Source organism: Microbispora sp. ATCC PTA-5024 (assembly GCF_000511135.2).
Classification (GTDB): Bacteria; Actinomycetota; Actinomycetes; order Streptosporangiales; family Streptosporangiaceae; genus Microbispora; species Microbispora corallina.
In genome coordinates this window covers 1147314-1173814 of sequence record NZ_KI866524.1, presented here as the reverse complement: position 1 = coordinate 1173814, position 26501 = coordinate 1147314, and the positions used below count along the sequence as shown (strand labels likewise).

Here is a 26501-nt window from a genome sequence, read left to right as displayed (position 1 = left end):
GTCGGCGTGGGCTGGCTGATCGACAGGGTGACCGGCGGCGCGGCGGGCCGGCTCGTCCAGGCGATCAGGAGACGTCCCTGGATCGCGGCCGCGCTGGCGGCGGTGTGGTGCGGGGCGACCTACTGGGGCGTCTTCCGCATCCTCGGCGAGCTCGACCTGATCGTCATGGTGGTCATCGCGGTCGGGCTGGGCGTGCTCGCCTTCCTGATCCCGTTCCGGCTGCTGCGCCGCAAGCCGGTGGGCCGGGCGGGGATCAAGGTGCTCGTCGGCGGCCTGACCGGGGTCGGCCTGGGCTTCCTGCTCATCCTGGGGCTCGTCGAGGGCGCGGTCGACGTCCAGGACACGGGGCAGGCCAGCGAACTGCTGAGCGCCGTGGGCTTCCAGGACCAGTGGACGGTTCTGAAGAGCGCCGACACCGACAAGCCGCTTTACGACGGCCGCTGGATGATGCTGCTGGGCGAGAGCGACGGCACGTACGTGCTGTACGACTGCGACAAGCTCGAGACCTTCCGCAGGCCCATGGAGACGACGAACCTCAGTCAGATCCAGCTCGACCCCGATCGCAGGCCCGGTTTCACGTGCGGCGACCTCGCCAAGTAGGACGCCCCTCTCTCCAGCCCACCGACGGCCATCCCGCTTACGTCCTGAAGAACACTTATTTAAAGGAGAATGAAATGATTTCCGCCCTTATCGGCGCTCTGATCAGCGGTCTGATCGTCGGCGGCCTCGGCCGGCTGGTCCTCCCCGGGCGCCAGGACATCGGCTGGGTCGCCACCATCCTTTCCGGCATCGTCGCCGCGGCCGTCGGCAGCGGCCTCGCCTACCTCCTCGGCTTCGCCGACAAGCTCCTGCTGGTGCTGATCGTGGAGGTCGTCCTCGCCGCCGTGTGCGTGTCGATCGTGGCGAAGATGGGCTCGAAGAGCAGGTCATGAGGGCCCGGAGGCGGGACAGCGCCTCCGTGACGGACGCCGGGCTCAGGGGTGCCGGCGATCGTGAGGCGGCCGTGGCGGGAGCAGCGCGCTCCGGCGACGGCCGCCTCCGCCGTGTGACCGGGCGGAGACGGACGGGGACCGGGGCGGAGCGGGGGCGGCACGCCCCCCGTGCGATAGATGGGCTGCGACATCCATATGATGGCGACCGCCCACCGTGCTCGCGACGACTCCAGTTCCGAATGGTGATCACTTGTCCAGATTCGAAGCCGCCGACGACGCCGTCCCCGACGTCCGGACCTCCGGGGACGAGCGGCGGCTTCCCGTGCAAGCACGAGCAGGGGCCGGGGTCATGACGGGGGACGGCCGGCGATGAGCACCGGACTGCGGGTCGCCCTGCTCGGGCCCGTGCAGGCGTGGCGCGGCGACGTGGAGCTCGATCTGGGCGCACCCCAGCAGCGGGCCGTGCTCGCCCTTCTGCTGCTGCGGGAGGGCGAGGTGGTGTCGTCCGACGAGATCATGGACGCGGTGTGGGGGGAGCGCCCGCCCCTGAGCGCCCGGGCCGTCGTGCGCACCTACATCTGCCGGTTGCGCCGCGTCGTGTCCTCCTCCGGGGACGGCGAGCAGGTGATCCGGTCGTCGGGCGGCGGCTACGCCGTCTCCGCCGACATGATTCAGGTGGACTGGGACTCCTTCCGGGCGCAGGTGCGCGAGGCGCAGGCGGTGCGCGCCGAGGGGGACACCGCCGAGGCCGCCCACCGTCTGCGGGCGGCGCTGCGCCTGTGGCGGGGCTCGCCCCTCGCCGGGATCCGCGGCGACTACGTCGACCAGGAGCGGACCCGCCTGGTCCAGCGCAGGGTGGCGGTCCTCGAGGAACGGCTGGAGCTCGACCTTGAGCTCGGCCGGCACGCCGAGGTGTGCGAGGAGGTGACCGAGGCCGTCGACGCCGAGCCGATGCGCGAGCGGCTGCGCGAGCTGCAGATGATCGCCCTGTACCGGTCCGGCCGGCAGGCGGAGGCGCTGGCGGTGTACGACGAGGTGCGGCGGCTGCTCGCCGAGGAGCTCGGCATCGACCCCGGCTCCGCCCTCCGTGAGCTGCACCAGCGGATCCTGGTCTCGGACCCCGGGCTGGCCGCGCCGGCCCCTCGGGCGGTTCCGGTCCAGACCCCCGACTGCCCGCCCGCCCAGTTGCCGGCCGCGCCGCCCGGCTTCGTGGGCAGGGAGGCGGAGCTGGCCGCCATCCAGGACGCCCTCCGGCCCAGCGGGTGGACGCCCGTCGTGGCGATCACCGGGCTCGGCGGCGTGGGGAAGACGGCGCTGGCCGTCCAGGCCGCGCACGCGCTGCGGGACCGGTACCCGGACGGCCAGGTCTACGCGGACCTCGGGACGTCCAGTGGCCGGCCGGCGTGCCCCGGCGACGTGCTGGGCTCGTTCCTCCGCTCCTTCGGCCTGCCGGAGGAGCGGCTGCCCGCCGGCGTCGGGGACCGGGCGGCGCTGTGGCGGACCGTGCTGGCCGATCGGCGGGTGCTGATCCTGCTGGACGACGCCCGCGACGCGGACCAGATCCGCCACCTGCTGCCGGCGGCGCCGGGCTCGGCCGCGATCGTCACCACCTGGCGGCACATGTACGACCTGTCCGCCCGCTGGATGAGGCTCGACGTCCTGTCCCCGGCCGACGCGCTGGAGATGCTGGCCCGGCTGGCCGGGCACCGGAGGGTCCTCGGGGAGCGGCAGGACGCCCTGGACCTCGTCGCCCTGTGCTCGCACCACCCCGTGGCCGTACGCGTGGCCGCCGACCTGCTGCAGGCCAGGCCGCACTGGACGCTGCAGGAGCTCCGCCTGCGCATCGAGGAGGACCTGTACCGGGCTCCGGCCGACTACGGCGGCTGCCCGCTGATCGAGGAGCCCCTGTTGCGGGCGCAGGGCCGGCTCGACCCGCAGGAGGCCGCCGCCTTCCGGCTCGGCGCGCTGTCCGACGGCGAGCTGACGGCGGAGGCGGTCGCGGCGCTGCTCGGCGTCCCGCGATCCCGGGCGTACCGGCTGCTGGAGTCGCTGGCCGACACGCACCTCGTCATGCCCGGGCCGTACGGGACCTATCAGTACCTCGGGCTGGTCAAGGCGTTCGCCAGGCGCCAGGCGTGGGAGCGCGAGTGCGCCGATCGGTGCGACGCGGCGCCCGGGGGAGGGCGCGGCCCGTTCCCGCGGGCCGAACGGGAGCTGATCGACGTCCGCCGTTCCGGGACGTCCCTGAACGGCTGACCGCGGCCGATGGCGCCGGCGCCCGAGCTGGGAGACGATCGGGTCATGGATACCGCGGAGCAGTACGCCGAGTTCGCCGCGCGGGAGGCGCACGGCGTGTCGGCCGTGTACGAGCGGCTGGCGCACGCGGTCTCCCGCGACGACGAGGTGCTCGCGCTGCTCGGCGGGCTGCCGGCGGCCCGGCGTCAGCCGAACCTGCTGTTCGGCGTCCTACGGCTCCTCGGCGGCCCGGTGGACGACCCGCCCGCGTTCCACGATCACGTCGTGGGGAACTGGCCGTCGATCGAGGCGGAGATGCGCACCCGGGCCACGCAGACGAACGAGGCCGGACGGTGCGCCGTCCTGCTGCCCGTGCTGGCAGCGCTGCCGCAGCCGCTCGCGCTGCTGGAGGTGGGCGCGTCCGCCGGGCTCTGCCTCTACCCCGACCGGTACGCCTACCGGTACGGCGACCACGCCATCGGCTCCGGCGAGCCGCTCCTGGAGTGCGCGGCCACCGGGCTGACGCCGCCCGGCCGTCTGCCCTCCGTCGTGTGGCGGGCCGGGCTGGACCTGAACCCCCTCGACGTGACCGATCCCGTGGACGTCGCCTGGCTCGACGCCCTCATCTGGCCGGAGCACGCGCACCGGCGCGCCAGGCTGCGGGCCGCGGCCACCGTCGCCGCGGCGGAGCCGCCGCCGCTGGTGCGCGGCGACCTGGCCGACGACCTGCCGGCCCTGGCCGCGCGGGCGCCGGCCGGTGCGACGCTGGTGGTGTTCCACACCTCCGTGCTGTACCAGGTGCCGCGGCCGCGGCGGGAGGCGTTCACCGAGGTGGTGCGCGGCCTGCCCGGTCACTGGATCTCGAACGAGGCCGCCGGCGTGCTGCCGTACGACGTGCCGGGTCACGGCGCGGTGCCGGCGCCGCCCGGCGGGGCCCTGCACAACCTGCTCGCGCTGGACGGCACGCCGCTCGCCTGGACTCGGTCCCACGGCCAGGCGATGGTCTGGTTCGGGCGCGACCCCGGCTCTCGTGACACGGTTGACCCTGACACCGTGTGAGGCCGTAGACCGGGGGCGTCATGTTCACTATCGGAGATTTCGCCCGTCTCGGCCGGGTGTCGGTCCGGATGCTGCGGCACTACGACGCGCTCGGACTGCTCCGCCCCGCCAGGGTCGACCACGTCACCGGCTACCGGTACTACGAGGCGGGGCAGCTGTCCCGGCTCAACCGGCTGATCGCGCTCAAGGACCTCGGCCTCAGCCTCCAGCAGATCGGCACGATCCTGGAGGAGAAGGTCGGCCCGGAGGAGCTGCACGGCATGCTGCGGCTGCGCCGGGCGGAGCTGGAGGCGCGGATGGCGGAGGACACGGCACGCCTGGCCAGGGTGGAGGCGAGGCTCCGCATGATCGAAACGGAGGGCGTCATGCCCGTGGACATCGTGATCAAGAGTATTCCCCCGGTCCGCCTCGCCGAGCTCAGCGGCGTCGCGGAGAGCTACGAGCCCGACAAGATCGGGCCGGTGATCCAGCCGCTGTACGACGAGCTGTTCATGCGGCTCCACCAGGCCGGTCTCGCCGTCACGGGCCCGGCCGTCGCCTACTACGAGCAGGTCCCCGAGGGGGTGCTGGTCCACGCCGGGGCGCCGGTGAACGCGGAGCCGGGGGCGGTCCACGATTTCGAGATCGTCGATCTGCCCGCGATCGAGGAGGCGGCAACCATCGTGCACCACGGCTCCATGGACGACGTGGACGGCACCGGGCAGCGGCTCGCCCAGTGGATCGAGGACAACGGCTACCGCAGCATCGGCCTCGCCCGGGAGGTGTACCTCGTGTACGGCCACGGCGACCCCGCCACCTGGGTCACCGAACTGCAGGAGGCCGTCTCACGCGACCGCTGATCCCCGGCGCGGAGCCCCCGGCCGAGGTCGGGGGCCCCTTCGCGTCGTCAGAACCTCAGCCACACCGTGACCGCGCTGTCGCGCCGCACGCGCCGTTCGGGGTCGGGACTCTGCTCGATCACCATGCCCGGGACGGGAGGCGGGTTCGGCTGCGTCCGTACGAGCGTCAGCGTGACGCCCGCCTCCATCGCCCGCAGCCGCGCCTCCGGCACGGGCAGGCCGGTGAGGTCGGGGAGCCGCACGTGGCGGGACCGTCGCGGAAGACGTTCGGCGTGCCTGATGCGGTCGACGACCCATTCGACGACCTCGCAGACGAACGCGTGAACGTTGTCGCGGTCCAGGGCCGAGCCCACAACCGCCACACTACGTTCGCGCGGCCGCTTTTCGCCTTACCAGACGCAGTGCCCGGCGCCCGCGACCGAGCGCACCGCCACCCGCTCGCCCCACTCGCAGCTGTCGAGGATCAGCCGCGAAGCGTACGCAGCCGCCGCGGCCATCATCACCGGCCGCCGCGACCTCCATGCGCCGCCGCCGCTGGTTCCGCGGCCGCGCCTGAACTGCGTTCACCCCCGGCTGGAGGCCAGGAGTTCGCGTCCGCGCTCCGGCGTGATCAGGCGGGCTGCCCTGGGGTCGGCCAGGAGGGCGATCGGCGCGACATGATCACCGTGCAGCGGCCGCCAGTGGACGAGGGCGCCGAGCAGGCGCGGCCAGGCGTCCTCACCGGCGTCGAGAGCGGCGTGCGCGGCCACGTCGAAGTCCCGGTTGCCGAAGCAGAGCCGGAATCCCGGGTCCTTCCTCTCCACCTGATGACTGTCGATCAGGTGCCTGATCCGTTGTGGGCCGCGGTCCCGCAGGAACTGGAGCAGGGAACCCGAGCCGAAGCGGCGGGCCCGTTCGTGCCTGGCGAACAGCAGTGGCAGGACCTGCGCGGCGAACAGGTCCTCGTCGAGAGTCCACGACCGGGTGTCGTTGCTTGCGAGCAGCCGGTAGAACGGGTCGTCGTCCTCTTCCCTCAACAACGTCCGCATCTGGAAGTCCAGGAACGAGGCGCGGTCCCGGCCGAAACGCTTGGCCTGCGCGAACACGCTCAGCGGGCGGTCCACCTCGCCGCGCAGGCTCGCCACCCGGGCGTCCTCGACCTTGGCGTCCCACTCACGCTGGGTCTCGCACAGTGGGCGGTCGAGGGCGTGGAATCCGGCATAGAAGTCGTACATCTTCTCGTAGAACGAGCCGTGCCGGTCGGGGCCCATGGCCGTCCATGAGAACACGTCGTAGGCCGCCCACTCACCGCGCTCGTCGACGTCGCCAGGGTCGAGGTAGACGACGCCGGCGTCCGCCTCCAGAGAGATCAGCAACGACCGTGCCGCCGCGGGCTCGGCGTCCGCCTCATCCCAATCGGCATAGGCCTCGGCCCACATCGGCTCCAGGTCGGTCAGCCAGCCGATCTCCTCGGTGCCGCGCAGGCTCCGGACGAACTTGCCTGCGTGCCGCCAGCCGTTGGTGACCAATAAGAACTCTCGGAACGATGGGGGCAGCACGCAGCCGAGACGCGCTTCAAGGGCCCTTACCTCGTCCTCGGTGGCGGGCGGGCATCCAAGCCAGGGGTCCCCGTCCGACTCTTCGTCCGGGTGGGCGATGCGCCACTCCTCGCTCCAGCGCTGAAGGAACGGCCTCCATTCGTGACGGTCCACGGCGGGTTCCTCCCACGTCCCACGATCTGGTCCCGCGAATTCCATCAGGTGCCACCGACATCGCGCTGGGCGATGGCGTCCCTCACACGTCCCACACCGCGAGGGCGTGCAGCCCGCCTCCGCCGTGCCCGGCCGCCCAGCTCCTCGACCGCGGGCAACATGCGCGCGGAGAAAAGGTGGGGCGGACCGCGTCCGGTCAGGGGGTGGCCAGGGCTTCGGTGGGGGACAGGCGGGCGGCGCGGATCGCGGGGTAGAGCCCGGCGACGCCGCCGATGAGCGTGGTGGCGACGAGCGCGCCGGCCGTCGCCCAGAGCGGTACGACGGCCGGCCAGTTCCGGGAGGCGGCGTACGCCGCCGTGACCGCGATGCCCAGCAGGACGCCGCCGGTCCCGCCGAGCACCGACAGCAGCAGCGACTCCGAGAGGAACTGCACCCGGATCTGCCCCCGGGTCGCGCCGAGCGACCGGCGCAGGCCGACCTCGGCCCGGCGCTCCAGCACCGACACGACCATGGTGTTGGCCACCCCGACGCCCCCGACCAGCAGCGCCACCGCGCCCAGGCCGAGGAGCAGCCCGTTCAGGGCGGCGTCGGCCGCCCGGCGCGCGGCCAGGGCCTCCGAGGGCCGCGACACGGTGACGTCGCCGGGCGCCTCCGGGTCGGCGGTGGCGGCCAGGACGGCGCTCACGGCCTCGACCTGGTCGTCCCGCGCCCGGGTGTACACGGTCGTGGCCCGCCCGTCGAAGCGGAACAGGTCTGTGGCGATATCCCAGCCGACCAGGACGGACGTGTCCAACCCGGGCGCGAGCGCGACCGGGTCGAGCACGCCGACGACCGTGAACCGCTCGCCGCCGACCAGGATCACCGCCTGCGGGCTCGCCCGTCCGACGCCGAGCCGCTCCGCCGCGGCGGAGCCGAGCACCGCCGCCGGGTACCGTTCCGTGACGCCGTTGAGCCAGGCGCCGCCCCGCAGGGTGGCGCCGACGGTCCGCGGCAGGTTCGTGCGGACGGCCAGCACGGACAGGCCGTTCGTCTCCACCCGGGGAATCCTGTCCGAGCGGTACACGGCGGCCTGGCCGATCGTTCCGGTCGCCGAGACCGCGGTGACCGGGCCGATCCGCGCAATCATCGCCTCGGCCTCCGCGGGCAACTCGGCGTCCCGGCCCTCGGCCGTCTGCCCGGGGGCGACGGTGAGCAGGTTGGTGCCGAGCGCGGCCAGCTGACGGTTCAGCTCCTCCCGGGAGGACGACGAGATGCCGACCACGGCGACCATCGCGGCGATGCCGATCGCGATGCCGAGCGCCGACAGCAGCGCCCGGGCCGGCCGCGCCCGCAGACCGGCCGCGGCGAGCCGGGCCACGTCACGCGGGGCCATGCGGGCGGGCGCGAGCCGCGCACGCCCTTGGTACGCGGTCACGACGAGGTCACCACCCTGGCGTCGTCGCTCTCGATCCGGCCGTCGCGCACGCGCACCTGCCGGTCGAGCCCGGCCGCCACCTCGGCGTCGTGGGTGATGACCACGACGGTCGTGCCGCCGGCGTGCAACTCCCGCAGCACGGCCATGACGCCCTGGCCGGAGGCGGAGTCGAGGTTGCCGGTCGGCTCGTCGGCGAGCAGCAGGGCGGGCCCGCCGACCACCGCGCGGGCGATCGCGACCCGCTGCCTCTCGCCGCCGGACAGCTCGTGCGGCTCGTGGCCGAGCCGGTGCCCGAGCCCGACACGTTCCAGCGCCGCCTGGGCGCGCCGCCGCCGCCCGGCCAGGCCGACCCCGGCGTAGAGCAGGCCGTCGGCCACGTTGTCGAGGGCCGGTACGCCCGCGGCCAGGTGGAACTGCTGGAAGACGAACCCGATCCGGGTGGCGCGCAGGGCCGACAGCTGGCGGTCGGACAGCCGCGACACGTCGTACCCGTCGACCACCACGCCGCCGGAGGTGGGCCGGTCGAGGGTGCCCAGCATGTGCAGCAGCGTGGACTTGCCCGACCCCGACGGGCCCACCACCGCGACCAGCTCGCCGGCGCCGATGGTCAGGGTGACGCCGTCGAGGGCGCGCACGCCGCCCGGGTACGTCTTCGTCACGTCGGTCAGCTCGATCATCGCGGCATCCCCACGGTCATGCCCTCACGCAGCCCGTCCCCGGTGACCTCGACGCGGCCGTTCGCGAACAGGCCGGTGGACACCCTGACGTAGCGCGTGGCGGATCCCTGAACGACTTCGACGCCGTACCCGCCCTCGGCGAGCGCCACCAGCGCCGCGACGGGGACGGTGAGCACGTTCTCGTGCTCGGCGGCCGTGAAGGCCACGGTGACCACGGCCGCCTGGATCTTCCTGGCCGCGCCCGGCCGTTCGAGCGTGACGGTCGCCTCCAGCATGGTCTCGGCCTGACCGCCGGGCGTGGCCGGCTGCGCGACCACCGTGTGGACCCGTTCCACCCGGCCCGCCACCTTCGCGCCGCCGGGCATCAGCACCCGCACCCTGGCGCCCTGCCGGGCCAGCCGCTGCTCGGACACCTCCAGCCGGACCGTCACCACGCGGCCGGTCCCGGTGTACCGCAGCACCTCCTGCCCGCCGCCGGTCGACTGGTTCACCCCCGCTGTGACGGCGTCGACCCGGATCGGGCCCGGGGCGAACAGCGCCCGGCCCTGTTCCACCTGGCCGGTCTGCGGCAGGCCGAGGCGCCTCTGCCACCGCGTCACCGCGATCGCCGTGGCCGTCGTGTACGTGCGGTCCACCGTGAACCCGCCGTAGCCCAGGGCCTTGAGGTTGTGCTCGAGCTGCCGCACGTCGCGGCCGACGGAGCCGGGGCCGAGCGTCCGGTACGCGGCGACGGCGCCGTACAGCAGCACGACCGGCCTGTCGTCCACCCGGTAGATCGGCCGGCCCCGGCGGACGACGGCGCCGGGCAGCGGCACCCGGGTGATGACGCCCGGGATCCGGCCGGGCAGGGTCGCCGTCGCGCCGTATCCCAGGTCGCCGGGCAGCTCGTCGGTCTCCAGCATCGTCTGCCGCGTCACCGTGGCCGTCGCGGGCGGGAGGTCCACCCCGGTCCGCGGGGCCGTGGTCCCGCCGCCCAGCCCGATCGCGGCCACGGCGCCCGCTCCCACCGTGAGGGCGACCGCGCCGGTCACCGCGACGGCCCGGCCACGTCGCGTACGTCGTCCGGTCGGCGGGCTCGTCACGGCCGTCGCGCTCACGGGGTCGGCCGGGCCGACTGGCCCTGGGCTCTGCAGGTCGCCCTGGCCTGGTCGTAGTCGGGGTCGGTCTGCTCCTCCGGGAGCGAGAACCGGCCGTCCGGATCCGGATCGGGGAAGTCCTCCACCCCGTGGGCCCGCATGCAGCGGGAGTAGTCGAGGCCTCCCGCCCGCTTGCGCGCCTGCTCGTCCGCCGGCAGCACGGGGCGGTACGACTTGCACTCCTCCTGCGCGCGGTCCAGCACATCCGCGTCCACGCCGCCCTTGTCGACCAGGCCGCGGTCGGCGCCGTAGATCCGCACACTGCCGCCGTTCACCTCGGGGTCGCGCAGCGGCACGCCGTGCTGCCGCATGCACCGCGCGTACCTGACGGCCTGCTCCACCAGGCTCAGGCTGGACGTGGGACGCGGCGTCGCGGCGCCGCCGAGCGAGGCCACGCCCTTCCCGTCGTCCGGCGCGGCGCAGGCGGCCGCCGTGACCAGCGCGAGGGCCGGCAGGCAGGCGACCAGGATCCTTCTCATCGACAATCTCCTCTGGTCCGATGGGCTCCAGTGGAGCAGCGGGCCCGCAACGGCACCGTCACAGTGCCTGTAACACCGGTGTTATGCCTGTTGGCCGAGACTCTGAGCCGGGAGGACGTCAGGTGCGAGTGCTGCTGATCGAGGACGAGGCGCTGCTGGCCGAACAGGTCGCCGACGGGCTGCGGGACCACGGCATGGCGGTCGACCTCGCGGCCGACGGGGTCGAGGGACTGCACAAGGCCGGCGCGAACCGCTACGACGTGGTCGTGCTCGACCGCGACCTGCCGCTCGTCCACGGCGACCAGGTCTGCACCGCGCTGGCCGCCGGCGGCGGCGACGCCCGGATCCTCATGCTGACCGCGGCGGGGGAGGCGGCGGACCGGGTGGCCGGCCTGAGCCTGGGCGCCGACGACTACCTGCCCAAGCCGTTCGTCTTCGAGGAACTGGTGCTGCGGATACGCGCGCTGGCCCGACGGGCCAACAACGCCCCGCGCGTCCTGCGGCGCGCCGGCCTGACGTTCGACACCGCCCGGCGGGTGGTCACCCGCGACGGCCGCGTCATCCCGCTCACCACCAAGGAGCTGGCTGTGCTGGAGATCCTCATGGGCGCCGACGGCCGTGTGGTCAGCGCCGAGGACCTGCTGGAACGGGCCTGGGACGAGCACACGGACCCGTTCACCGCGACCGTACGGGTCACCATCGCCCGGGTGCGGCGCAAGCTGGGCGACCCGCCGCTGATCGAGACCGTCGTCGGAGCGGGGTACCGGCTGTGAGGCCGATCCTGCGGCACCCGTCGATACGGCTCCGGCTGGCCCTGGTGTACACGGCCGTGCTCGTGACGACCTGCGCGGCGCTCCTCGGGCTCAACTACGCGCTGCTCTACCACAGCCTCTACACCAACATCCACGGCCCCAGCCAGGCCGAGATGCAGGCGGTGGCCGACGACCCGCCCCCAGGGGACGGGTGGCTGGTGGACGAGAAGCTCAAAAGCATGCGGGGCGACCAGGCCGAGGTCGCGCGGCTCCGCACCGCCACGCTGCTGAACACGGCCGGGACCTCGGCGATCGCACTGGCGATCACCGCGATGGCGGGGTTCGGCGTCTCGTGGGTCGTCGCCGGCCGGATGCTCCGGCCCCTGCGGACGCTCACCGCCACCACCCGGCGGATCTCGCAGGACCGGCTGCACGAGCGCGTCGCGCTCACCGGGCCCGACGACGAGATCAAGGAGCTGGCCGACACCTTCGACGAGATGGTGGCCAGGCTGGAGGCGTCGTTCGCCGGCCAGCGGAGGTTCGTCGCCGACGCCTCGCACGAGCTGCGCACCCCGCTCGCGATCGTCCGTACGGGCGCCGAGGTGCTGCTGGCCAAGCGGGAGAGCACGATCGCGCAGTGGGAGGCCATGGGCAGGCGCACGCTGACCGCGACCGGCCGGGCCGAGCGCCTCCTCGACGGCCTGCTGGCCCTGGCCCGCAGCGACAGCGGCGTCATCGCGCACGAGCCGCACGACCTGGCGGTCGCCGCGGCCGGTGCGCTGGGCGAGGCGGACGAGGAGGCCGAGACCGCGGGGCTGTCGGCGACCTCCGACCTGCGCCCCGCCCCGGTCACCGGCGACCCGGTCCTGCTCGACCGCCTCGTGCGCAACCTGGTCGACAACGCGATCCGGCACAACCGCCCGGGCGGCTGGGTCGAGGTGGTCACCGGCCACCGCGACGGTACGGCGGTCGTCACGGTCCGCAACAGCGGCGACGTCGTCCCCGCCGCGGAGGTGGACCGGCTGTTCGAGCCGTTCCAGCGGCTCGCGTCCGACCGGACGGCGTCACGCGGATCGGCCGGCCTCGGCCTCGCCATCGTCCGGTCGATCGTGCGCGCGCACGACGGCACGGTCACGGCCGCGCCGAACGCCGGGGGCGGGCTGGCCGTCACCGTCACCCTCCCCGCGGCTGATGCGGGGGGCCTGGAGTGAGGTCCTCCCGAGACCGGCTCCCGCCACCCGAAGGGCCGGGGCGGTGGTGTCCGCCCCGGCCCGGGTGGGCGCCGATCAGGAGTTCGGCGTCTTGGCCGGCTCGTGGGGGTCGCGGGCCGTCTTGTCCTCCGGCCGCTCGGGGCCACCGGTCGGCTTGGCCGGCGGGCCGGGGTCGCCCGCGGGCTGCGAGACCACCTGGTCGGCGGGCGGGGCGGTGACCGTCACGGGGGTCCCGTAGTCGCCGATCTCCATCACGTCACGGGCGCCGTCGTCGAAGGTGACGTCCAGGCGCCGTACCCGGCCCTGGTCGTCCACCTCGACGGTGCCCGACGCCCCCACAGGCGCGCGGGCGCCTTCGGGTGCGTCGGACGGTGCCGGGGTCAGGGAGAAGCCGAACCGCTGCCCCGTCCAGCCGGTGCCGGAGGCCGCGCCGTCCTCGTGGACGTCGGTGGCCGAACGGAGTTGCTGGAGAGCCGCCTGCGGGTCCAGCGGGGCGAGCTTGACCAGGTCCTGTGGGGCGAACCCGGCCTGCGCGGCGGGCGTCGGCGCGCCCGGCTTCTGCTCCGCGCGGCGCGACTGGACCTCCCATTTCACCTGGTCGCCCCACTTCGCCTCGTCGCGTCGCTTGATGTACATCAGGTCGCCCAGGAAGCGGGTCTCGGACGCGCCCCCCGTCTCGGCGATGAAACCGACGCCCTGGGTGGGATCGACGGCGCCGTCCCACGTACGGTCGCCCTCCTGGAGGTGGACGCGGTAGCTCTGCCTGCTGGTGGTGTCGACCGCGGCGGTGACCTGGGCCTGCGCCGAGACCTGGCTCCCGGGTAGCGCCGTCACGACCACGCTCGCGAGGGCGGCGACGCCCAGCGCGGCGAGCGACGGGACCAGGACCCGCCTGGGCCGGCGTGTGATCGACGGCATGGGATCGATGCCCGCGGGCCGGTCCTCGGTGGCCCTGACGAGCAGGGTGCGAAGGTGGTTCTCGTCCATCAACGGCTCCTCGTGTCGGTGTCTCACCGGATCCCACTCCCTTCCTCCTCGGTTCGGTTGACCGCGAGATCGGGCGAGACCAGCCGCCGCATCGCCCGCAGCCCGCGGTGCGTGTGGGACTTGACCGTCCCCACCGAGCAGCCCATCAGGTCGGCGACCTCCGTCTCGGACAGGTCGGCGAAGAAGCGCAGCACCAGCGCGGTCCGCTGTCGCGCGGGCAGCTTCGCCAGCGCGTTCCGGACGTCCTCGGCCACCGCCCGCGTCTCTCCCGGGTCGCCCGGGCCCGGGAGGTCGGGCAGCTCGGCGCGGGGGATCTCTCTGCGCCACCGGGCCCGCCACCAGGATCGGTGGGTGTTGACCAGGATGCGCCGCAGGTACGCGTCGGGGTCGCTGCCGGTGTCCAGCCGATGCCACACCCGGTGCAACTTGCCCAGACTCGCCTGCACCAGGTCCTCTGCCGCGTGCCAGTCTCCGGTGAGCAGCACGGCCGTTCTCAGATGGTGGTCGCCCCGGCGCCGTACGAACTCCACGAAATCCGCGTCCACCCGGTCTCCTCTCGTCGGCGAAAGCCACCTCCGACACTCCCTGAGTGCCGTACCAGGTTGACGAGAGGCCGGGAATCTCCGGAAGACCGGGAACGGGCCGGATCACGCGGTGCCGGTCGGTCCGGCGGAAAACCGGTGGCGCCGGACGCCGTGACAGGGGTGGACTTGGGCGACCGATCACAGAGGGAGTCGTTGCATGATCGCAGTCTCGGCCGCTTCCGGCGCACTCGGCCGCCTGGTCGTCGGCGGTCTCCGCGACCGGACGGAGGTGGTGGCCGTCGTGCGCGATCTCGCCCGGGCTCCCGAGGGCGTCGCGGCGCGGCACGGCGACTACGACGACCCCGCGAGCCTGCGGGAGGCCTTCGAGGGAGTGGACCGGCTGCTCCTGATCTCGTCCCCTGAGCTCGACACCGCCCGCAGGATCAGGCAGCACCTGGCCGCCGTGGCCGCCGCCAAGGACGCGGGCGTCGGCGTCGTCGTCTTCACCAGCTTCCTGGGGGCCGACACCGTCGCCACCGGGTTGACGGAGGCCTACCATGCCACCGAGCAGGCCATATTCGCCAGCGGCCTGCCGTACACGATCGTGCGTCACCCCTTCTACAGCGACGGGTTCGTCCCCCGGGTCTCCGGCTGGGAGCTGACCGGCGCCACCGGCGGCCGCGGCCTGAACACCGCCTTCCGTACGGACCTGGCCGAGGCCGCCGCCAACGTGCTGACGGGTGACGGGCACCTGGGCCGCGCGTACGACTTCACGGGGCCGCTGTGGACCCATCCGCAGGTGGCCGAGGCGCTGAACGTGCCCTACCGGGAGGTGCCGGACGCCGGCCCCGGACCCATGAGCTGGATCAACACCCAGGTGCGGGCGGGTGCGCTCGAACGGCAGACCCCCGATCTGGAGCACGTGCTCGGCAGGCCCGCCGAGACCGTCATCTCCCACCTCCTGGCCCGTTCCGCGTCCCAGGCCCGGTGACGGCCTCCTGAGCCGTCCCCGGCGCGGACGGTGCGACGGCCCTTCTCGTCAGTGCCCCGAGGGGGTGTCCGCCAGGATGCGTTCAAGCGTCCGCCGGCCCGTCCGGCTCATGACGGGATTGGTTTCGAGGTAGTACCAAGGGAGCCCCATCGCCTGGACGAAGGCCCACGCCTTGCCTCGTTCCCATTCGAGGTCGTCGCAGTCGAGGTCGAGGCGGAGCACCCGCCGGGGCCCTGCCCCGAGCAGGTGCCAGGCGCCCACGAGATCCAGAGCGGGGTCGGCCGGCCCGAAGCCGCCCACGTCGAGGATCCCCGCCAGCCGGCCGGCGGACACGAGCACGTTGCCGGGGATGAGATCGCCGTGGGTCATCACGTCGTCCGCCGTACGCGGGAGGCTCCGTAGGTCCTCCCAGATCCGGCGGAGGCGCCGAACGTCCAGGAGCCCTTCGCTGCGCTGGAAACAGGTCTCCATCCAGGCGTCGTGGGATCGGAGGTCGCCTCCCCGGCCGTCGCCCGCGAACGTGCGGCCGCGCGTGTCGATCGAACGCAGGTCGCCGATGAGAGCGGCCAGGTCGTGGGCGAACGCGACCGACTCGCTCGGGTCCTCGTCGGCGGCCACGACGCCGGGCAGCCACGTCTGCACCGACCACGGAAGCGGGTATCCCGCGCCGGGCTCCCCGATCGCGACCGGCTCGGGCGTCGGGAACCGGGTACGACCGGCCAGCTCGCGGGCCGCTTCCGCTTCCGCCTCCAGCCATCGGCGGGTGGAGCCGGCCTGCGCGGGCTGCAGCGGGAACCGCGCTGTGAGGCGATCGCCGAGGCGGAAGATGGCGTTCACCGTCCCCCACGAGGCGATGCCCGTGACGGGCAGACCCCGCCACTCGGGGAACTGCTCGTCCACCAATGCGCGCACCGTCTCCGGTGACACCGTCAGCTGGCCCGCGTGCATCGTCACGCCGGGCAGCCTTACGCGTCGCGCGGCGTGCGGGCAACGGATTTTCACCTTGAAGGTACCATCAGTACCCTATTAAGGTACTGTTCGTACTCTACGGTCAGTGTCACGGGGGATACCTCATGCGCGTGTTCGGCATCACCTACGACGTCGGCTTCTCCAGTTGCGGGACGACCACCTACGAGCCCTTCGATCCCGGCGTCGTACGGCGTGAGATGCGGATCATCCGCGAGGACCTGCGATGCGACGCGGTCCGCATCACCGGGGCCGGCCCCGACCGTCTGGAGATCGCGGCTCGTCACGCCGCGACGGCCGGGCTGGAGGTCTGGTACTCCCCGTTCACGAACGGACTCACGTCCGACGAGTTGCTGGCTCTGCTCGCCGACGCGGCCGGACGCGCCGAGCGGCTCCGTCAGGAGGGCGCCTCCGTGGTGTTCCTCACCGGCTCCGAGATCAGCCTGTTCACCGGCGGCTTCATCCCCGGGGACACGCACGTGGAGCGGCTTCGCGCGCTGGCCGACCCCGAGCGCAGGGCGGTCACGCTCGGCGAGGCGCGTGCGCGTGTCAACGCCTTCCTCACCCGGGCCGTCACCGAGGTGCGGCGGCGGTTCGGGGGCCCGGTCGGTTACGCCTCGCTGCCGCTGGAGGGCGTGGACTGGACCCCGTTCGACGTGATCGCCACCGACGCCGGCTACTACGACGCGACCACCGGGCCGGGCTTCCGCGCAGGGGTGCGCGCGCAGGCCGCGCAGGGAAAGCCGTTCGCCGTCACCGAGTTCGGATGCGCCTCGTACGCAGGCGCGGGCGACCGCGCGTCCCGGGGCGACCAGATCGTCGACTTCGACGAGCACGCACGCCCGGTCCGTCTCACCGAGACGGTGGTGCGGGACGAGGACGAACAAGCCGGTTATCTGCGCAGACTCCTCGAGATCTACGACGAGGAGGGGGTCGACGCGGCCTTCGTCTACACCTTCGCCCGCCGCGACCTGCCGACCTCATCCGACCCGGAACGTGACTTCGACGTGGCCGGCTACGGCGTCGTGAAGGTCCTCGGACAGGGCCGCGCGGGAACGGCGTACCCGGGGTTGCCGTGGGAGCCCAAGGCCGCCTTCCACGCCCTCGCCGAATACGGGCGTGCGCGGGCCGCCCGCCCCCGGGACGCGAGTCACGCCGACGCCGCCCGGTGACGTGACCGCCACGCGGGCGGCGGTGGAGGCACGGCGAGGCGGTCACCGCTCCAGCGCGAGCGACCGGGTCACCAACTGGTGCAGGTACGCACGGAACCGCTGCAGGTACCCGATGTTGGCGGGCCCGTGGACCTCGCCGCTCGCGCCGACCATGCCGCCCACCACGAACCCGCGGACACACCAGACGATCGTCTCCAGAGTCATGTCGACGTCCGCGCCAGGCCCGGCCGCTCTGCGGAACGCCTGCTTCACCGAGTCTCGAAGCGGCTTGAGGTAGAGCCCCTCGAGACCGGTGATGTCGGCGGCGTCGGACAGCCATCGGTGTATCCACAGCTCGGGGATCTCGGGATGGTCGGTGTAGAAGTCGAGAAACCGGTCCACCACCAGGAGGACGCCCGCCCGGTCGGGCGTGAACTCGGTGAACGCCGCGTTGAACATCGCCTGCGTGGCGAGGTAGGTGCGGCGCATCACCGTCAGGTAGAGCTCGCGTTTGCCGCCGACGAGGTCGGTGACGGTGCCGATGTCGAGCCCGGCGGCGTCGGCGATCATCTGGACCGAGGTTCCGTCGTAGCCGAGGGACGCGAAGAGGTGGGTGGCCTTCTCGATGACGCGTTGCCGCGCCGTGTCCGGCTCGGGCCCGCCTCCGCCAACCCCTCCCATGGCCATCACGGTAGTCGCGCCGTTGCCGCCACCGCCCGTGATGTTCCGTTCCTATTCCGCTGGATAGCGAAACATTAGGGAGGATCGCGGCATTGAGCAGCGCTCCCTGTCCCGTGGCGGCCGTACCGGCGTGCGCCGGCGCGCCGCTGGACGGGTCAGCGCGAGTCCCGCTCGGCCGCCTCGGCGACGCGCTTGATCCTTGCCAGGCGCCGGTCCCACTCGGCGGCCAGCGCGGCCATCCACCGGGCCGTCGCGTCCAGCGCGGCGGAGCGCACCGAGTAGCGGACCTCGCGTCCGACCTTCGTGCTGTCGACCAGCCCGGCCGCGTCGAGGACGGCGAGGTGCTTGACCACGGCCTGGCGTGAGACCGGCAGCCCGACGGCGAGCGTCGTGGCGGTGGCCTGACCGTGTTCGGCGAGCAGGTCCAACAGCTGACGGCGGGTCGGATCGGCCAGGGCGGCGAGGACGCCGTCGACGACATCGGCGCCCATGGCACGTCGGTCCATCACCGTAGATTACTCAGCGCGGGCGGCGAGCGCGGCGAGGCAGTGGTCCCAGCCGGGGATGTGGTCCTTCACCACGTTGTGGCGGTTCTCGTCGGACGTCGGCAGGGTCGCGAACCCGCTCTCCACGACGCGCAGCCGGGTGCCGTCGCCCTCGGGCGTCAGCGTGAACTCCACGAGGGTCGAGTTCTCCTCGCGCAGTTCCTCGCCGGGGAACGCGCTGACCCACCGGTACGCCACGTAGGTCGGCGGATCGACCTTCTCCACGCGCACCGGGAAGTCGCCGTGCTCCGAGTGCCGGGCCACCAGGGACTCGCCCTGCGTGGCCACCGTGCCGTGCGTGGTCTCGTCGTCGGTCGCCCAGAACCCGGGCTCCACCACCAGCGGCCACACCTTTTCGGGCGCCGCCGCGATCAGGATCTCGCGCTCGATGCGGTTGTCGATCATGGGTGCTCCTCCGTCTTCGTTCCAGCAGTTGTGCAACTTCAGAGTTGCACAACTGTCATGGATGATGCAACCCCCAGGTTGCATTTATTTCGATCGCGCCGCTGTTCCCGAACGGGACCGCCCGGCGTCCGGCGGTCCGCGGCGGTCAGGACCGGGCTCACGTATTGACGGTCCGAGTTCCATGGGCTGAGGCTGAACTCCAGCAGCCGGGTGCCGGCGTCGCGGCCGGGTCCGGGCAGGGGAGCGCGGGACGGGGAGCGACGTGACTCATCAAGCGGGCGGTCGGCGGGTTTCGAGTGCGGTCACCTGGGGGCTGCTGGCCGCCTTCATCGCGCACGACCTGGAAGAACTGGTCACCATGTCGTCCTACACCCGGCGGCAGGCACGGCGGCTGAAGGAGCGCCACCCGCGGGTGCCCGACCGGGTGTGGTCGGCGCTGGAGATGGACGCGACCCACGTCGCCACGGCCATCGCCCTGATGGGCGTGCTGGTCGGCGCGGCCGCCGCGGACGGCGCCCGGACCGGCGGCAGGTCCGGCTTCTACCAGACGGTGCTGGTCGGATTCGGCCTGCACGGGGTGGCGCACCTGGGGCAGAGCGCGGCGGCGCGCGGCTACACCCCCGGGGTGGTGACCTCGCCAGGCGTGATCGCCTTCTCGCTGTGGGCGTGGCGCCGTCTGCGCCGGGAGGATCTGGTGCCCGAGACCGGCACGCGTGACCTGGTGTCCGACGCCGCGCTGTTTCCCGTGGCCATCCTGGGCGTGCACGGCGCCGCCCACGGGATCAGGCTGCTGGCACGCCGAGCCGTGCGCCGCCGCTGAGCCTCCGAAGACATCGCGGCACGGGGGCGGTGAAACCGCCAGGTCAGCGGTGAAACCAGCGTGAAGCCGCGATGAAGCCGACGACGCGGACGCTCTCCTTGTACGCCGGGAGGTACCCGGCGGAGAGAGGAGACGCGTCATGGCGGACCTCAGTGCCGTCCGGGCCGACAGTCTGGTCAAGAAGTTCGGAGACTTCCGGGCCGTGGACGGCATCGACCTCCATGTACGGCAGGGCGAGATCTTCGGGGTCCTCGGCCCCAACGGAGCGGGGAAGACCACCATGCTCCGGATGCTCGCCACCCTGCTCCCCATCGACGACGGCCGTGCGGAGATCTTCGGCGTCGACGTCCGGCGGGAGCCCCACCGCATCCGGCAGTTGGTGGGCGTCACCGGCCAGTACGCCTCGGTGGACGAGGACCTGACCGCCCGGGAGAACCTGTGGCTGTTCGCCCGCCTGCAGGGCCTGGCGAGCAGCCGGGCCAAGGTCATCGCCGCCGACCTGCTCGAACGCTTCGACCTCCAGGAGGCGGCCGACCGTCCCCTGTCCCAGTTCAGCGGCGGTATGCGCCGCCGCCTCGACCTGGCGTCGAGCCTGATCACCCGCCCGCCCCTGATCTTCCTGGACGAGCCCACCACCGGCCTCGACCCGAGGACCAGGGGCCAGATGTGGGACACCATCCGTGAGCTGGTCACGGACGGCTCCACGATCCTCCTCACGACCCAGTACCTGGACGAGGCCGATCAGCTCGCCGACCGCGTGGCTGTGATCGACCGAGGCCGGAAGGTCGCCGAGGACACTCCCGACGCCCTGAAGACCCAGGTCGGCGACGCGACCCTGCAGGTCGGCCTCGCGGACGGCGCCGACACCGCTGCGGCGGCGAACGTCGTCCGCCGGCTGCTGGGTGAGGACCCGGTCCTGAGCCCGGAATCGGGACGCCTGAACATCCCCCTCCCCGATCCCGACCGGGCCGCGGACGTCCTGATCGGCCTGCGGGAAGCAGGCCTCGGCATCTCCTCGGTGAGCGTCGCGAAGCCGACGCTGGACGAGGTCTTCCTGGCGCTGACCGGCCACGGCGCCGACGAACCGCAGATGGAGAACGCCCGATGACCACGAAGACCCTGACCCCGACCACCCTCAACCCCCAGCGGATCGACCCGGCCGCCGCGGTCGCCCGCACCACGTCCCACAGCCTGCTTCAGGAGACCTGGGTCCAGATCCTGGCCATGGCGTGGCGCGCCCTGAAAAAGATGCGCCGCAAGCCGGAGCAGTTCTTCGACGTCCTCATCCAGCCCCTGCTGTTCACGGCGATGTTCGCGTTCATCTTCGGCGGCGCGATCTCCGGCAGCGTGTCGAACTACCTCCCGGTACTGATCCCCGGCATCCTCGCCCAGACGGCCCTGACCGTCTGCATGGCGACGGGTGTCCAGCTGCGTGAGGACATGGACAAGGGCGTCTTCGACCGCTTCAAGTCCCTTCCGATCGCACGGATCGCTCCGCTGGCCGGCCCGATGATCGCCGACCTGATCCGTTACGGCATCGCGTCGGTGCTGACGGTCCTCACCGGCCTGCTCATCGGTTACCGCCCCGGTGGCGGCGTGCTCGGCTGCGTCGGCGGCGTCGCGCTCACGGTGATCGCGGGCTGGTCGCTGGCGTGGATCTTCACCTGGCTGGGCACGATGGCGCGGTCGGCGCAGAGCGTCCAGGGCATCTCCATGATGATCATGTTCCCGCTCACCTTCCTGTCCAACGCCTTCGTCCCCGCCGAGACGCTGCCCGGCTGGCTGGAGGCGTTCGTGAAGGTCAACCCGGTGTCGCACGTCGTCTCCGCGGTGCGGGACCTGCTCAACCACGGGGCCGTGACGGCGGAGGTCGGCTGGGCGGTCATCGGCTGCGCGGCCGTCGTCGTGATCTTCGCCCCGCTGGCGGTCCGCTCGTACTCGCGCAAGATGTAGGCGGGTTCAGACCACCCGCTCCAGGACGGTACGGGCCTCGGCCAGCAGGTCGGGGCCGCGCCGTTCCCCGTATTCGGCCTCGATCCGTGACATGACGCCGGGGGCGACGCGTTCGGCGTCGGCGGACAGCACCGACCACTGCATCGTCGGGATGAACCGGTTGTAGGCGAACCGCTCGGCGAGCACGAGGAGCCGGACCGCGTCCTCGGCGGGCAGCGCCCCCTTTCGCAGCCCCCAGGTGCTCAGCGCGGCGAGCACCATCCCCATCACCGGGAAGTCCTTGGGCGGGCGGTCCCGGTCGAACACGGTCATGACCTTGGCCCGCACCGCCTCGAAGAACTCCGCGCCGTCGTCGCCCTCGCCGTACTGCGCGAACGCCGAGAGCGCGACGATCTCGCCCAGGATGGCCCACGCCGTCGGGCCTTCCGGCGCGCCCGGGATGCGGAGGTTCCGGAGCGCCTCCGCGGTCTCGCGGTGCCGCCGCAGTCCCTCGGCGATGTCGCCGTCGGCGAGGGCCAGCTGGGCTCTGCCGGCGGCGAGCGACAGGACCTCGCCGTAGGTGCCCTGGGAGGCGAGCGCCTCCAGCTCGTCGATCAGCCGTGCGGCCTCGTCGCGGCGCCCGTCGGCCAGCGCCGCCATGGCGAGGGTGCCGCGGATCTGGACGGCGTCGTCCACCGCCCCGAGACGTTCGAGCGCCGGGAGCGCCTCGGTGGCGTGCCTGGTGGCCGACGCGGAGTCACCGAGGTGCGCGTGAAGGCCGGACAGCTGGGCGTGCAGCACCGCCCGGTGCCAGGGGCCGTCGTCGTCGCCGACGAGTTCGAGGGCGGCTCGGGCCGCTTCGATCGCGCCGACCGGGTCGCCGGCGTTCTCCAGGCCGTGGCTCAGCCAGTGCAGCGCGATCCGGCGGACCAGCGGGTCGGGATCGTCGGCCAGCTTGTCCAGGCCGCGCTCGGTGTCCGACACCGTGGCGAGCAGGGCGGTCACCAGCGCCCGGACGGCCGGGTTCGCCGAGTCGGCGCCCAGTTCGGACAGCAGCCGCGCCAGAATCCCCGACTCGTCCCAGGAGACCATGACGGTGTTGAACAGCGCGATGCTCACGGCCAGCCGGGCCCGGTCGAGGAGCCGGGGCGGTGGCACCCAGCCGTCCAGGACGGCGGCGACGGCCGGGGTCAGGACGATGGCGCGCGGGTGGTCTCCGCAGATCGTCCAGTAGCCGCCCAGCGCGGAGAACAGCACCACGACCGCTTCCGGGTCGGGGTCGGTGAGGGCCTCACGCAGGATGTCGGAGAGGTTCGTCTCCTCGGGACGCAGCCGGTCCATCGCGTCCACCTGCTCGGGCGAGTACAGCCGGGCGCCGTGCCGGTGGGCGTGACCGACCGCCCACGCCCGTACGGCGGCCCGCGCCTCGGCGGTCTCGCCGGCCGAGGCCAGCCGCATCCGGCCGAACTCGCGCACCGTCTCGAGCATGCGGTACCGGACCGCGCCGGCTGTCTCCACCACGGTGAGCAGGGACTGCTCCACGAGCTCCTCGACGTCGCCGAGAGCGTCGTCGCCGAGCACCTCCTCCGCCGCGTCGAGGGCGAAGCCGTCGGGAAAGGCCGAGAGGAGACGCAGGGCCCGGCGCTCCCGCTCGCCGAGGAGGTTCCAGGACCAGTCGATCACCGCCAGCAGCGTCTGGTGGCGGGAGGGCGCGCTCCGGTCGCCGCCGCGCAGCAGCGAGAACCTGTCCTCAAGCCGCCGCGCGATCTCTACCGGCGACATCACCCGCACCTTCGCGGCGGCCAGTTCGATGGCGAGCGGCAGGCCGTCCAGGCGGGCCACGACCGCCCGCACGTCGTCCTCGTCGAGGTGCACACCGGGCCGGGCCGCGGTCGCGCGGTCGCGGAACAGCTCGACGGCGTCACCGGTCCCCAGCTGGGGCAGCGGATACACGCGTTCGGCGGCGATCGCCAGTGGCGAGCGGGTCGTGGTGAGGACCCGCAGCTCCCGTGTGGTCGCGGCGAGATAGGCGACCAGGTCGGCGACCGCCTCCACCAGATGCTCGCAGTTGTCGAGCACCAGCAGGGTGGGAGCCAGATCGAGCTGCTGGGCGATCCGGGCCCGGACGTCGGCACGCTGCTGCGGGGTGAGCGTGCGGCGTCCGGTCACCGAGTCGCGGACGCCGAGCGCCGACCCGACCTCGCCGACCAGGTCCTCGGGCGCGGTCACGCCGACCAGTTCGACGAAGTGCACCACCGGCTGCCGGGCCTCCCGCGCGACGGCGTGGGCGAGCCGGGTCTTGCCGAGGCCGCCCGGGCCGAGGATCGAGACCACCCGGGAGGTGGACAGCAGCGCCCGTACCAGTCGGAGATCGTCGTCGCGGCCGAGCAGCAGGGTCGTGTCGAAGCGAACGCCGGCGCGCACGGGGCTGTCGAGCGCCAGCAGCTCACGGTGGACCCGCCGCAGCTCAGGGCCGACATCGGCGCCGATCCGGTCGCGCAGGCCAGACCGGTAGCGCTCGAAGCGGTCGAGCGCGGCGCCGGTCCCGCGCACCGCCGCCTCGCTGTGCAGGAGGTCGGCGAGCAGGCCCTCGTCCTCGGGGCGGACGCGCGCGGCCTCCTCGAGCTCGGGCAGGGCGGGGTCGTGGTCGCCGCTGCGGCTCCTGGCCCGGGCGAGCACGACCCGCGCGGACGCCAGGTCGTGTTCGGCGCGGCGGCGCACCTCCGCCAGCGGGCCGTCACCCTCGGGCGGCAGCGCTCCGGCGCCCAGCGCGAGCGCCTCCTGCGCGGCCGCGGCCGCCGCGGCCGGATTCTCGGCGAGCAGCGCCCCCGCCCGGCCCGTCAGACCGTGCAGCCGGCCGGCGTCGATCTGATCGGGCGGAACCTCGAGCCGGTAGCCGCCCCCCTCCGTGACCAGCGCCTCCGGCCCCACGACCGACCTGGTCCTGGACACCAGGACCTGCAGCGCCTTCGCCGGATTGGCCGGTTCGCTGTCCGCCCACACGTCCGCGACGAGCCGGTCCGCGTTCACGGTCCGGGATGCGAGCGCGAGGGCCGCGAGCAGCGCCTGAGCCCTCTCTCCGACCACCGGCTGCCCCCGCCACCGCACACCGTCGAGCAGGCTCAGGTGGATCGGCATGGCGCAAGTCTAGGCTTCGCCGAGGCGCCCACCCGTTCTGTGTCGTGACCCGCACGGCGCCCGGTGCGCGGCCCGTCGGTGGCCCCGCCCTCGGCTCGGGAGGACGGAGCCCCAACCGTCACGACCTTTTTCACTGGGAGGACTCGCGGTTGAACAGCCGCTTCGACCAGACGTACCCGCCGAGCGCGATGACGGCGCACCAGACGAGCGCGATCCACCCGTCGTTCCCGATGGGCTTGTCCATCAGCAGGCCGCGCAGGGTCTCGATGATCGGGGTGAACGGCTGGTACTCGGCGAACCAGCGCAGACCGGCCGGCATGGAGTCGGTGGGGACGAACCCGCTGCCGAGGAAGGGCAGAAGAACAAGCGGCATGGGCAGGTTGCTCGCGGTCTCGACGCTCTTGCTCACCTGGCCGAGCGCGACGGACAACCAGACGAGCGCGAAGGTCACCACCATCAGAAAGCCGGCCGTGGCCAGCCATCCGCCCAGCCCGGCCGTGGGCCGGAACCCGACCAGAAACGCCACGCCGGTCACGATCGCCAGGCTGAACATCGCCTGGATCATGCTGCCCAGGACGTGCCCGGTCAGCACCGAGACGCGGGCGATGTGCATGGTGCGGAACCGGGCGACGATGCCTTCGGTCATGTCCATGGCGATCGAGATCGCGGTCCCCTGGACCGTGGCCGTCACGGTCATCAGGATGATCGCCGGCGCCACGTAGTCGGCGTACGCGGCGCGCCCGGCGGCCGCCCCGCCGTGCACCGGCCCGCCGAGCCCTGCGCCCAACGTGCCGCCGAACACGTAGACGAACAGCAGCAGGAAGACGACGGGCATCCCGACGAGCATCAGGGTCATCGAGGGGTACCGCAGCATGCGCCTGAGGTTGCGGCGCAGCATCGTCACCGAGTCGCGCAGCGGGTGGAAACGGAGGTCTGCCGGAGCCGGGACGGCGAGGGCGTCAGCGCTCATCGAGGGGTCACCTTCTCATTGGTGGGGGCGCCGGTGAGGGCGAGGAAGACGTCGTCGAGGTCGGGGGTGTGCACGGACAGCTCGTCGACCTCGACGGCCCGGTCGTCGAGCCGGCCGATCAGGGTCTTCAGCGCGCGCAGGCTGCCGTCGCTCGGCACCCGCAGGGCGAGCGCGTCGTTCTCCCGGGAGGCCTGACCCCCCAGCACCCGCATGGCCGCGTCGAGCCCCTTCGAGTCGGCGAACCGCAGGCGAACGTGCCCCCCGGGGATGCGGCGCTTCAGCTCCTCCGCGGTTCCCTCGGCGACCACCCGGCCGTGGTCGAGGACCGCGATCCGGTCGGCCAGCTCGTCGGCCTCCTCCAGGTACTGCGTGGTCAGGAAGATGGTGACGCCGCCCGCCACCAGGTCCCGGATGATCTGCCACATGTTGCGGCGGCTGCGCGGGTCCAGCCCGGTGGTCGGCTCGTCGAGGAAGATCACCTGCGGGCTGCCGACCAGGGTCATCGCCAGGTCGAGCCGCCGCCGCATGCCCCCGGAGTACGTCGACGCCGGCCTCCTGCCCGCCTCGGTCAGGTCGAACCGGTCGAGCAACTGGGCGGCGCGCCGCCGGCCCTCATCCCGGCCCAGGTGGTGCAGAGCCGCCATCAGCAGCAGGTTCTCCTCGCCGGTGAGCAGGTTGTCCACCGCAGAGAACTGACCGGTGACGCCGATCGCGGCGCGCACCGCGTCCGGTTCGCGGGCGAGGTCGTACCCGGCGACGTACACGTCACCGGCGTCCGCACGGATCAACGTGGAGAGGATCTTGACCGTGGTGGTCTTCCCGGCGCCGTTCGCGCCGAGCAGGGAGAAGACCGTTCCCCGTCGCACGTCCAGGTCGAGCCCGTCGAGCACGACCTGGTCGCCGAACGATTTCCGCAGCCCTGTCGCGGCGATCGCCGCCCGGGATCGGTTGGTCGACATGGTTTCC

27 protein-coding genes are annotated in these 26501 nt (G+C 73.0%); 12 read left to right on the top strand and 15 right to left on the bottom strand.

Annotation, left to right across the window (positions count from 1 at the left end; genetic code table 11):
* From MPTA5024_RS26030 to MPTA5024_RS26010, 5 genes are all read left to right on the top strand, one after another.
* Positions 1-600 (top strand): hypothetical protein (locus MPTA5024_RS26030; RefSeq protein ID WP_036328872.1); only part of this gene is annotated, 600 nt, incomplete at its 5' end.
* Between the two features lie 74 nt (positions 601-674).
* On the top strand, positions 675-932 hold the full coding sequence (locus MPTA5024_RS26025) for a GlsB/YeaQ/YmgE family stress response membrane protein (RefSeq protein WP_036328870.1): 258 nt from the start codon (positions 675-677) through the stop codon (positions 930-932).
* A gap of 369 nt (positions 933-1301) precedes the next feature.
* A complete protein-coding gene (locus MPTA5024_RS26020) occupies positions 1302-3188 on the top strand; it encodes an AfsR/SARP family transcriptional regulator (protein ID WP_051458639.1) in 1887 nt (628 codons plus the stop codon).
* A 45-nt stretch (positions 3189-3233) separates the two neighbouring features.
* A complete protein-coding gene (locus MPTA5024_RS26015) occupies positions 3234-4226 on the top strand; it encodes a DUF2332 domain-containing protein (RefSeq protein WP_051458686.1) in 993 nt (330 codons plus the stop codon).
* A 20-nt stretch (positions 4227-4246) separates the two neighbouring features.
* Positions 4247-5065 (top strand): MerR family transcriptional regulator, encoded by an 819-nt coding sequence (locus MPTA5024_RS26010; RefSeq protein WP_036328869.1) that lies wholly within the window; start codon positions 4247-4249, stop codon positions 5063-5065.
* Between the two features lie 47 nt (positions 5066-5112).
* Here MPTA5024_RS26010 and MPTA5024_RS26005 read toward each other — a convergent pair whose 3' ends face one another.
* From MPTA5024_RS26005 to MPTA5024_RS25980, 6 genes are all read right to left on the bottom strand, one after another.
* On the bottom strand, positions 5113-5418 hold the full coding sequence (locus MPTA5024_RS26005) for a PASTA domain-containing protein (RefSeq protein ID WP_036328867.1): 306 nt from the start codon (positions 5416-5418) through the stop codon (positions 5113-5115).
* Positions 5419-5628: 210 nt separating this feature from the next.
* Positions 5629-6756: an SMI1/KNR4 family protein gene (locus tag MPTA5024_RS26000; protein ID WP_198167371.1), complete on the bottom strand. Its 1128-nt coding sequence runs from the start codon at positions 6754-6756 to the stop codon at positions 5629-5631.
* Positions 6757-6952: 196 nt separating this feature from the next.
* Positions 6953-8128 (bottom strand): ABC transporter permease, encoded by a 1176-nt coding sequence (locus tag MPTA5024_RS25995; RefSeq protein ID WP_036329510.1) that lies wholly within the window; start codon positions 8126-8128, stop codon positions 6953-6955.
* Positions 8129-8166: 38 nt separating this feature from the next.
* Positions 8167-8847 carry an ABC transporter ATP-binding protein gene (locus MPTA5024_RS25990; RefSeq protein WP_036328863.1) on the bottom strand — a complete coding sequence of 227 codons (681 nt, stop codon included), beginning with the start codon at positions 8845-8847 and terminating at the stop codon, positions 8167-8169.
* A complete protein-coding gene (locus MPTA5024_RS25985; RefSeq protein WP_051458685.1) occupies positions 8844-9929 on the bottom strand; it encodes a peptidoglycan-binding protein in 1086 nt (361 codons plus the stop codon). Before MPTA5024_RS25985 ends, MPTA5024_RS25990 begins: the two co-directional genes overlap by 4 nt.
* An 11-nt stretch (positions 9930-9940) precedes the next feature.
* A complete protein-coding gene (locus MPTA5024_RS25980; RefSeq protein ID WP_036328859.1) occupies positions 9941-10462 on the bottom strand; it encodes a hypothetical protein in 522 nt (173 codons plus the stop codon).
* A gap of 122 nt (positions 10463-10584) precedes the next feature.
* On the opposite strand from MPTA5024_RS25980, the gene MPTA5024_RS25975 reads away from it, so the two are divergent.
* Both MPTA5024_RS25975 and MPTA5024_RS25970 read left to right on the top strand, forming a co-directional pair.
* Entirely contained in the window at positions 10585-11235 is a 651-nt protein-coding gene (locus MPTA5024_RS25975) for a response regulator transcription factor (protein ID WP_036328856.1), read from the top strand.
* Positions 11232-12425, top strand: coding sequence for a sensor histidine kinase (locus tag MPTA5024_RS25970; RefSeq protein ID WP_051458637.1), 1194 nt, complete (start codon positions 11232-11234; stop codon positions 12423-12425). Before MPTA5024_RS25975 ends, MPTA5024_RS25970 begins: the two co-directional genes overlap by 4 nt.
* Before the next feature lie 75 nt (positions 12426-12500).
* Here the strand turns inward: MPTA5024_RS25970 and MPTA5024_RS25965 are convergent, their stop codons facing one another.
* Positions 12501-13412: a hypothetical protein gene (locus MPTA5024_RS25965; protein WP_036328854.1), complete on the bottom strand. Its 912-nt coding sequence runs from the start codon at positions 13410-13412 to the stop codon at positions 12501-12503.
* A gap of 23 nt (positions 13413-13435) precedes the next feature.
* Positions 13436-13957, bottom strand: a complete 522-nt coding sequence (locus MPTA5024_RS25960; RefSeq protein ID WP_036328851.1) for a SigE family RNA polymerase sigma factor — start codon at positions 13955-13957, stop codon at positions 13436-13438.
* Positions 13958-14153: 196 nt separating this feature from the next.
* Between MPTA5024_RS25960 and MPTA5024_RS25955 the strand changes: the two genes are divergently transcribed.
* On the top strand, positions 14154-14927 hold the full coding sequence (locus tag MPTA5024_RS25955; protein WP_036328848.1) for an NAD(P)H-binding protein: 774 nt from the start codon (positions 14154-14156) through the stop codon (positions 14925-14927).
* A 48-nt stretch (positions 14928-14975) separates the two neighbouring features.
* Here MPTA5024_RS25955 and MPTA5024_RS25950 read toward each other — a convergent pair whose 3' ends face one another.
* Complete coding sequence (locus tag MPTA5024_RS25950) at positions 14976-15875, bottom strand: aminoglycoside phosphotransferase family protein (RefSeq protein WP_084370022.1); 900 nt, start codon at positions 15873-15875, stop codon at positions 14976-14978.
* 125 nt (positions 15876-16000) lie between these two features.
* On the opposite strand from MPTA5024_RS25950, the gene MPTA5024_RS25945 reads away from it, so the two are divergent.
* Positions 16001-17065: a hypothetical protein gene (locus MPTA5024_RS25945; protein WP_051458636.1), complete on the top strand. Its 1065-nt coding sequence runs from the start codon at positions 16001-16003 to the stop codon at positions 17063-17065.
* A gap of 42 nt (positions 17066-17107) precedes the next feature.
* Here MPTA5024_RS25945 and MPTA5024_RS25940 read toward each other — a convergent pair whose 3' ends face one another.
* The 3 genes from MPTA5024_RS25940 to MPTA5024_RS25930 all read right to left on the bottom strand — a co-directional run bounded on the left by MPTA5024_RS25940 (position 17108) and on the right by MPTA5024_RS25930 (position 18675).
* On the bottom strand, positions 17108-17725 hold the full coding sequence (locus MPTA5024_RS25940) for a TetR/AcrR family transcriptional regulator (protein WP_051458635.1): 618 nt from the start codon (positions 17723-17725) through the stop codon (positions 17108-17110).
* Between the two features lie 155 nt (positions 17726-17880).
* Entirely contained in the window at positions 17881-18231 is a 351-nt protein-coding gene (locus tag MPTA5024_RS25935) for an ArsR/SmtB family transcription factor (protein WP_036328841.1), read from the bottom strand.
* 9 nt (positions 18232-18240) lie between these two features.
* On the bottom strand, positions 18241-18675 hold the full coding sequence (locus MPTA5024_RS25930; protein ID WP_036328839.1) for an SRPBCC domain-containing protein: 435 nt from the start codon (positions 18673-18675) through the stop codon (positions 18241-18243).
* Positions 18676-18937: 262 nt separating this feature from the next.
* Between MPTA5024_RS25930 and MPTA5024_RS25925 the strand changes: the two genes are divergently transcribed.
* The 3 genes from MPTA5024_RS25925 (at position 18938) to MPTA5024_RS25915 (ending at position 21448) form a co-directional block, all read left to right on the top strand.
* Positions 18938-19495, top strand: a complete 558-nt coding sequence (locus MPTA5024_RS25925) for an HXXEE domain-containing protein (RefSeq protein ID WP_084369981.1) — start codon at positions 18938-18940, stop codon at positions 19493-19495.
* Positions 19496-19634: 139 nt separating this feature from the next.
* A complete protein-coding gene (locus MPTA5024_RS25920) occupies positions 19635-20603 on the top strand; it encodes a daunorubicin resistance protein DrrA family ABC transporter ATP-binding protein (RefSeq protein ID WP_036328837.1) in 969 nt (322 codons plus the stop codon).
* A complete protein-coding gene (locus MPTA5024_RS25915; RefSeq protein WP_036328836.1) occupies positions 20600-21448 on the top strand; it encodes an ABC transporter permease in 849 nt (282 codons plus the stop codon). Before MPTA5024_RS25920 ends, MPTA5024_RS25915 begins: the two co-directional genes overlap by 4 nt.
* Positions 21449-21454: 6 nt before the next feature.
* On the opposite strand, the gene MPTA5024_RS25910 is transcribed toward MPTA5024_RS25915, so the two are convergent.
* The 3 genes from MPTA5024_RS25910 to MPTA5024_RS25900 form a co-directional block, all read right to left on the bottom strand.
* Positions 21455-24565: an ATP-binding protein gene (locus MPTA5024_RS25910; protein ID WP_036328834.1), complete on the bottom strand. Its 3111-nt coding sequence runs from the start codon at positions 24563-24565 to the stop codon at positions 21455-21457.
* Positions 24566-24695: 130 nt separating this feature from the next.
* A complete protein-coding gene (locus tag MPTA5024_RS25905) occupies positions 24696-25535 on the bottom strand; it encodes an ABC transporter permease (protein WP_036328832.1) in 840 nt (279 codons plus the stop codon).
* Positions 25532-26494 carry a daunorubicin resistance protein DrrA family ABC transporter ATP-binding protein gene (locus MPTA5024_RS25900; RefSeq protein WP_036328831.1) on the bottom strand — a complete coding sequence of 321 codons (963 nt, stop codon included), beginning with the start codon at positions 26492-26494 and terminating at the stop codon, positions 25532-25534. Before MPTA5024_RS25900 ends, MPTA5024_RS25905 begins: the two co-directional genes overlap by 4 nt.
* Positions 26495-26501 lie beyond the last annotated feature (7 nt).

Excerpts from the sequence above, each read along its gene's own strand:
- MPTA5024_RS25995 (WP_036329510.1), bottom strand. The coding sequence starts at position 8,128 with ATGGCCCCGCGTGACGTGGCCCGGCTCGCCGCGGCCGGTCTGCGGGCG.
- MPTA5024_RS25935 (WP_036328841.1), bottom strand. The coding sequence starts at position 18,231 with ATGGACCGACGTGCCATGGGCGCCGATGTCGTCGACGGCGTCCTCGCC.
- MPTA5024_RS25965 (WP_036328854.1), bottom strand. The coding sequence starts at position 13,412 with ATGGACGAGAACCACCTTCGCACCCTGCTCGTCAGGGCCACCGAGGAC.
- MPTA5024_RS26010 (WP_036328869.1), top strand. The coding sequence starts at position 4,247 with ATGTTCACTATCGGAGATTTCGCCCGTCTCGGCCGGGTGTCGGTCCGG.
- MPTA5024_RS25910 (WP_036328834.1), bottom strand. The coding sequence starts at position 24,565 with ATGCCGATCCACCTGAGCCTGCTCGACGGTGTGCGGTGGCGGGGGCAG.
- MPTA5024_RS26020 (WP_051458639.1), top strand. The coding sequence starts at position 1,302 with ATGAGCACCGGACTGCGGGTCGCCCTGCTCGGGCCCGTGCAGGCGTGG.
- MPTA5024_RS25920 (WP_036328837.1), top strand. The coding sequence starts at position 19,635 with ATGGCGGACCTCAGTGCCGTCCGGGCCGACAGTCTGGTCAAGAAGTTC.
- MPTA5024_RS25940 (WP_051458635.1), bottom strand. The coding sequence starts at position 17,725 with ATGGGAGGGGTTGGCGGAGGCGGGCCCGAGCCGGACACGGCGCGGCAA.
- MPTA5024_RS26025 (WP_036328870.1), top strand. The coding sequence starts at position 675 with ATGATTTCCGCCCTTATCGGCGCTCTGATCAGCGGTCTGATCGTCGGC.
- MPTA5024_RS25945 (WP_051458636.1), top strand. The coding sequence starts at position 16,001 with ATGCGCGTGTTCGGCATCACCTACGACGTCGGCTTCTCCAGTTGCGGG.
- MPTA5024_RS25990 (WP_036328863.1), bottom strand. The coding sequence starts at position 8,847 with ATGATCGAGCTGACCGACGTGACGAAGACGTACCCGGGCGGCGTGCGC.
- MPTA5024_RS25950 (WP_084370022.1), bottom strand. The coding sequence starts at position 15,875 with ATGCACGCGGGCCAGCTGACGGTGTCACCGGAGACGGTGCGCGCATTG.
- MPTA5024_RS25905 (WP_036328832.1), bottom strand. The coding sequence starts at position 25,535 with ATGAGCGCTGACGCCCTCGCCGTCCCGGCTCCGGCAGACCTCCGTTTC.
- MPTA5024_RS25915 (WP_036328836.1), top strand. The coding sequence starts at position 20,600 with ATGACCACGAAGACCCTGACCCCGACCACCCTCAACCCCCAGCGGATC.
- MPTA5024_RS25980 (WP_036328859.1), bottom strand. The coding sequence starts at position 10,462 with ATGAGAAGGATCCTGGTCGCCTGCCTGCCGGCCCTCGCGCTGGTCACG.
- MPTA5024_RS25930 (WP_036328839.1), bottom strand. The coding sequence starts at position 18,675 with ATGATCGACAACCGCATCGAGCGCGAGATCCTGATCGCGGCGGCGCCC.
- MPTA5024_RS25900 (WP_036328831.1), bottom strand. The coding sequence starts at position 26,494 with ATGTCGACCAACCGATCCCGGGCGGCGATCGCCGCGACAGGGCTGCGG.
- MPTA5024_RS25955 (WP_036328848.1), top strand. The coding sequence starts at position 14,154 with ATGATCGCAGTCTCGGCCGCTTCCGGCGCACTCGGCCGCCTGGTCGTC.
- MPTA5024_RS26015 (WP_051458686.1), top strand. The coding sequence starts at position 3,234 with ATGGATACCGCGGAGCAGTACGCCGAGTTCGCCGCGCGGGAGGCGCAC.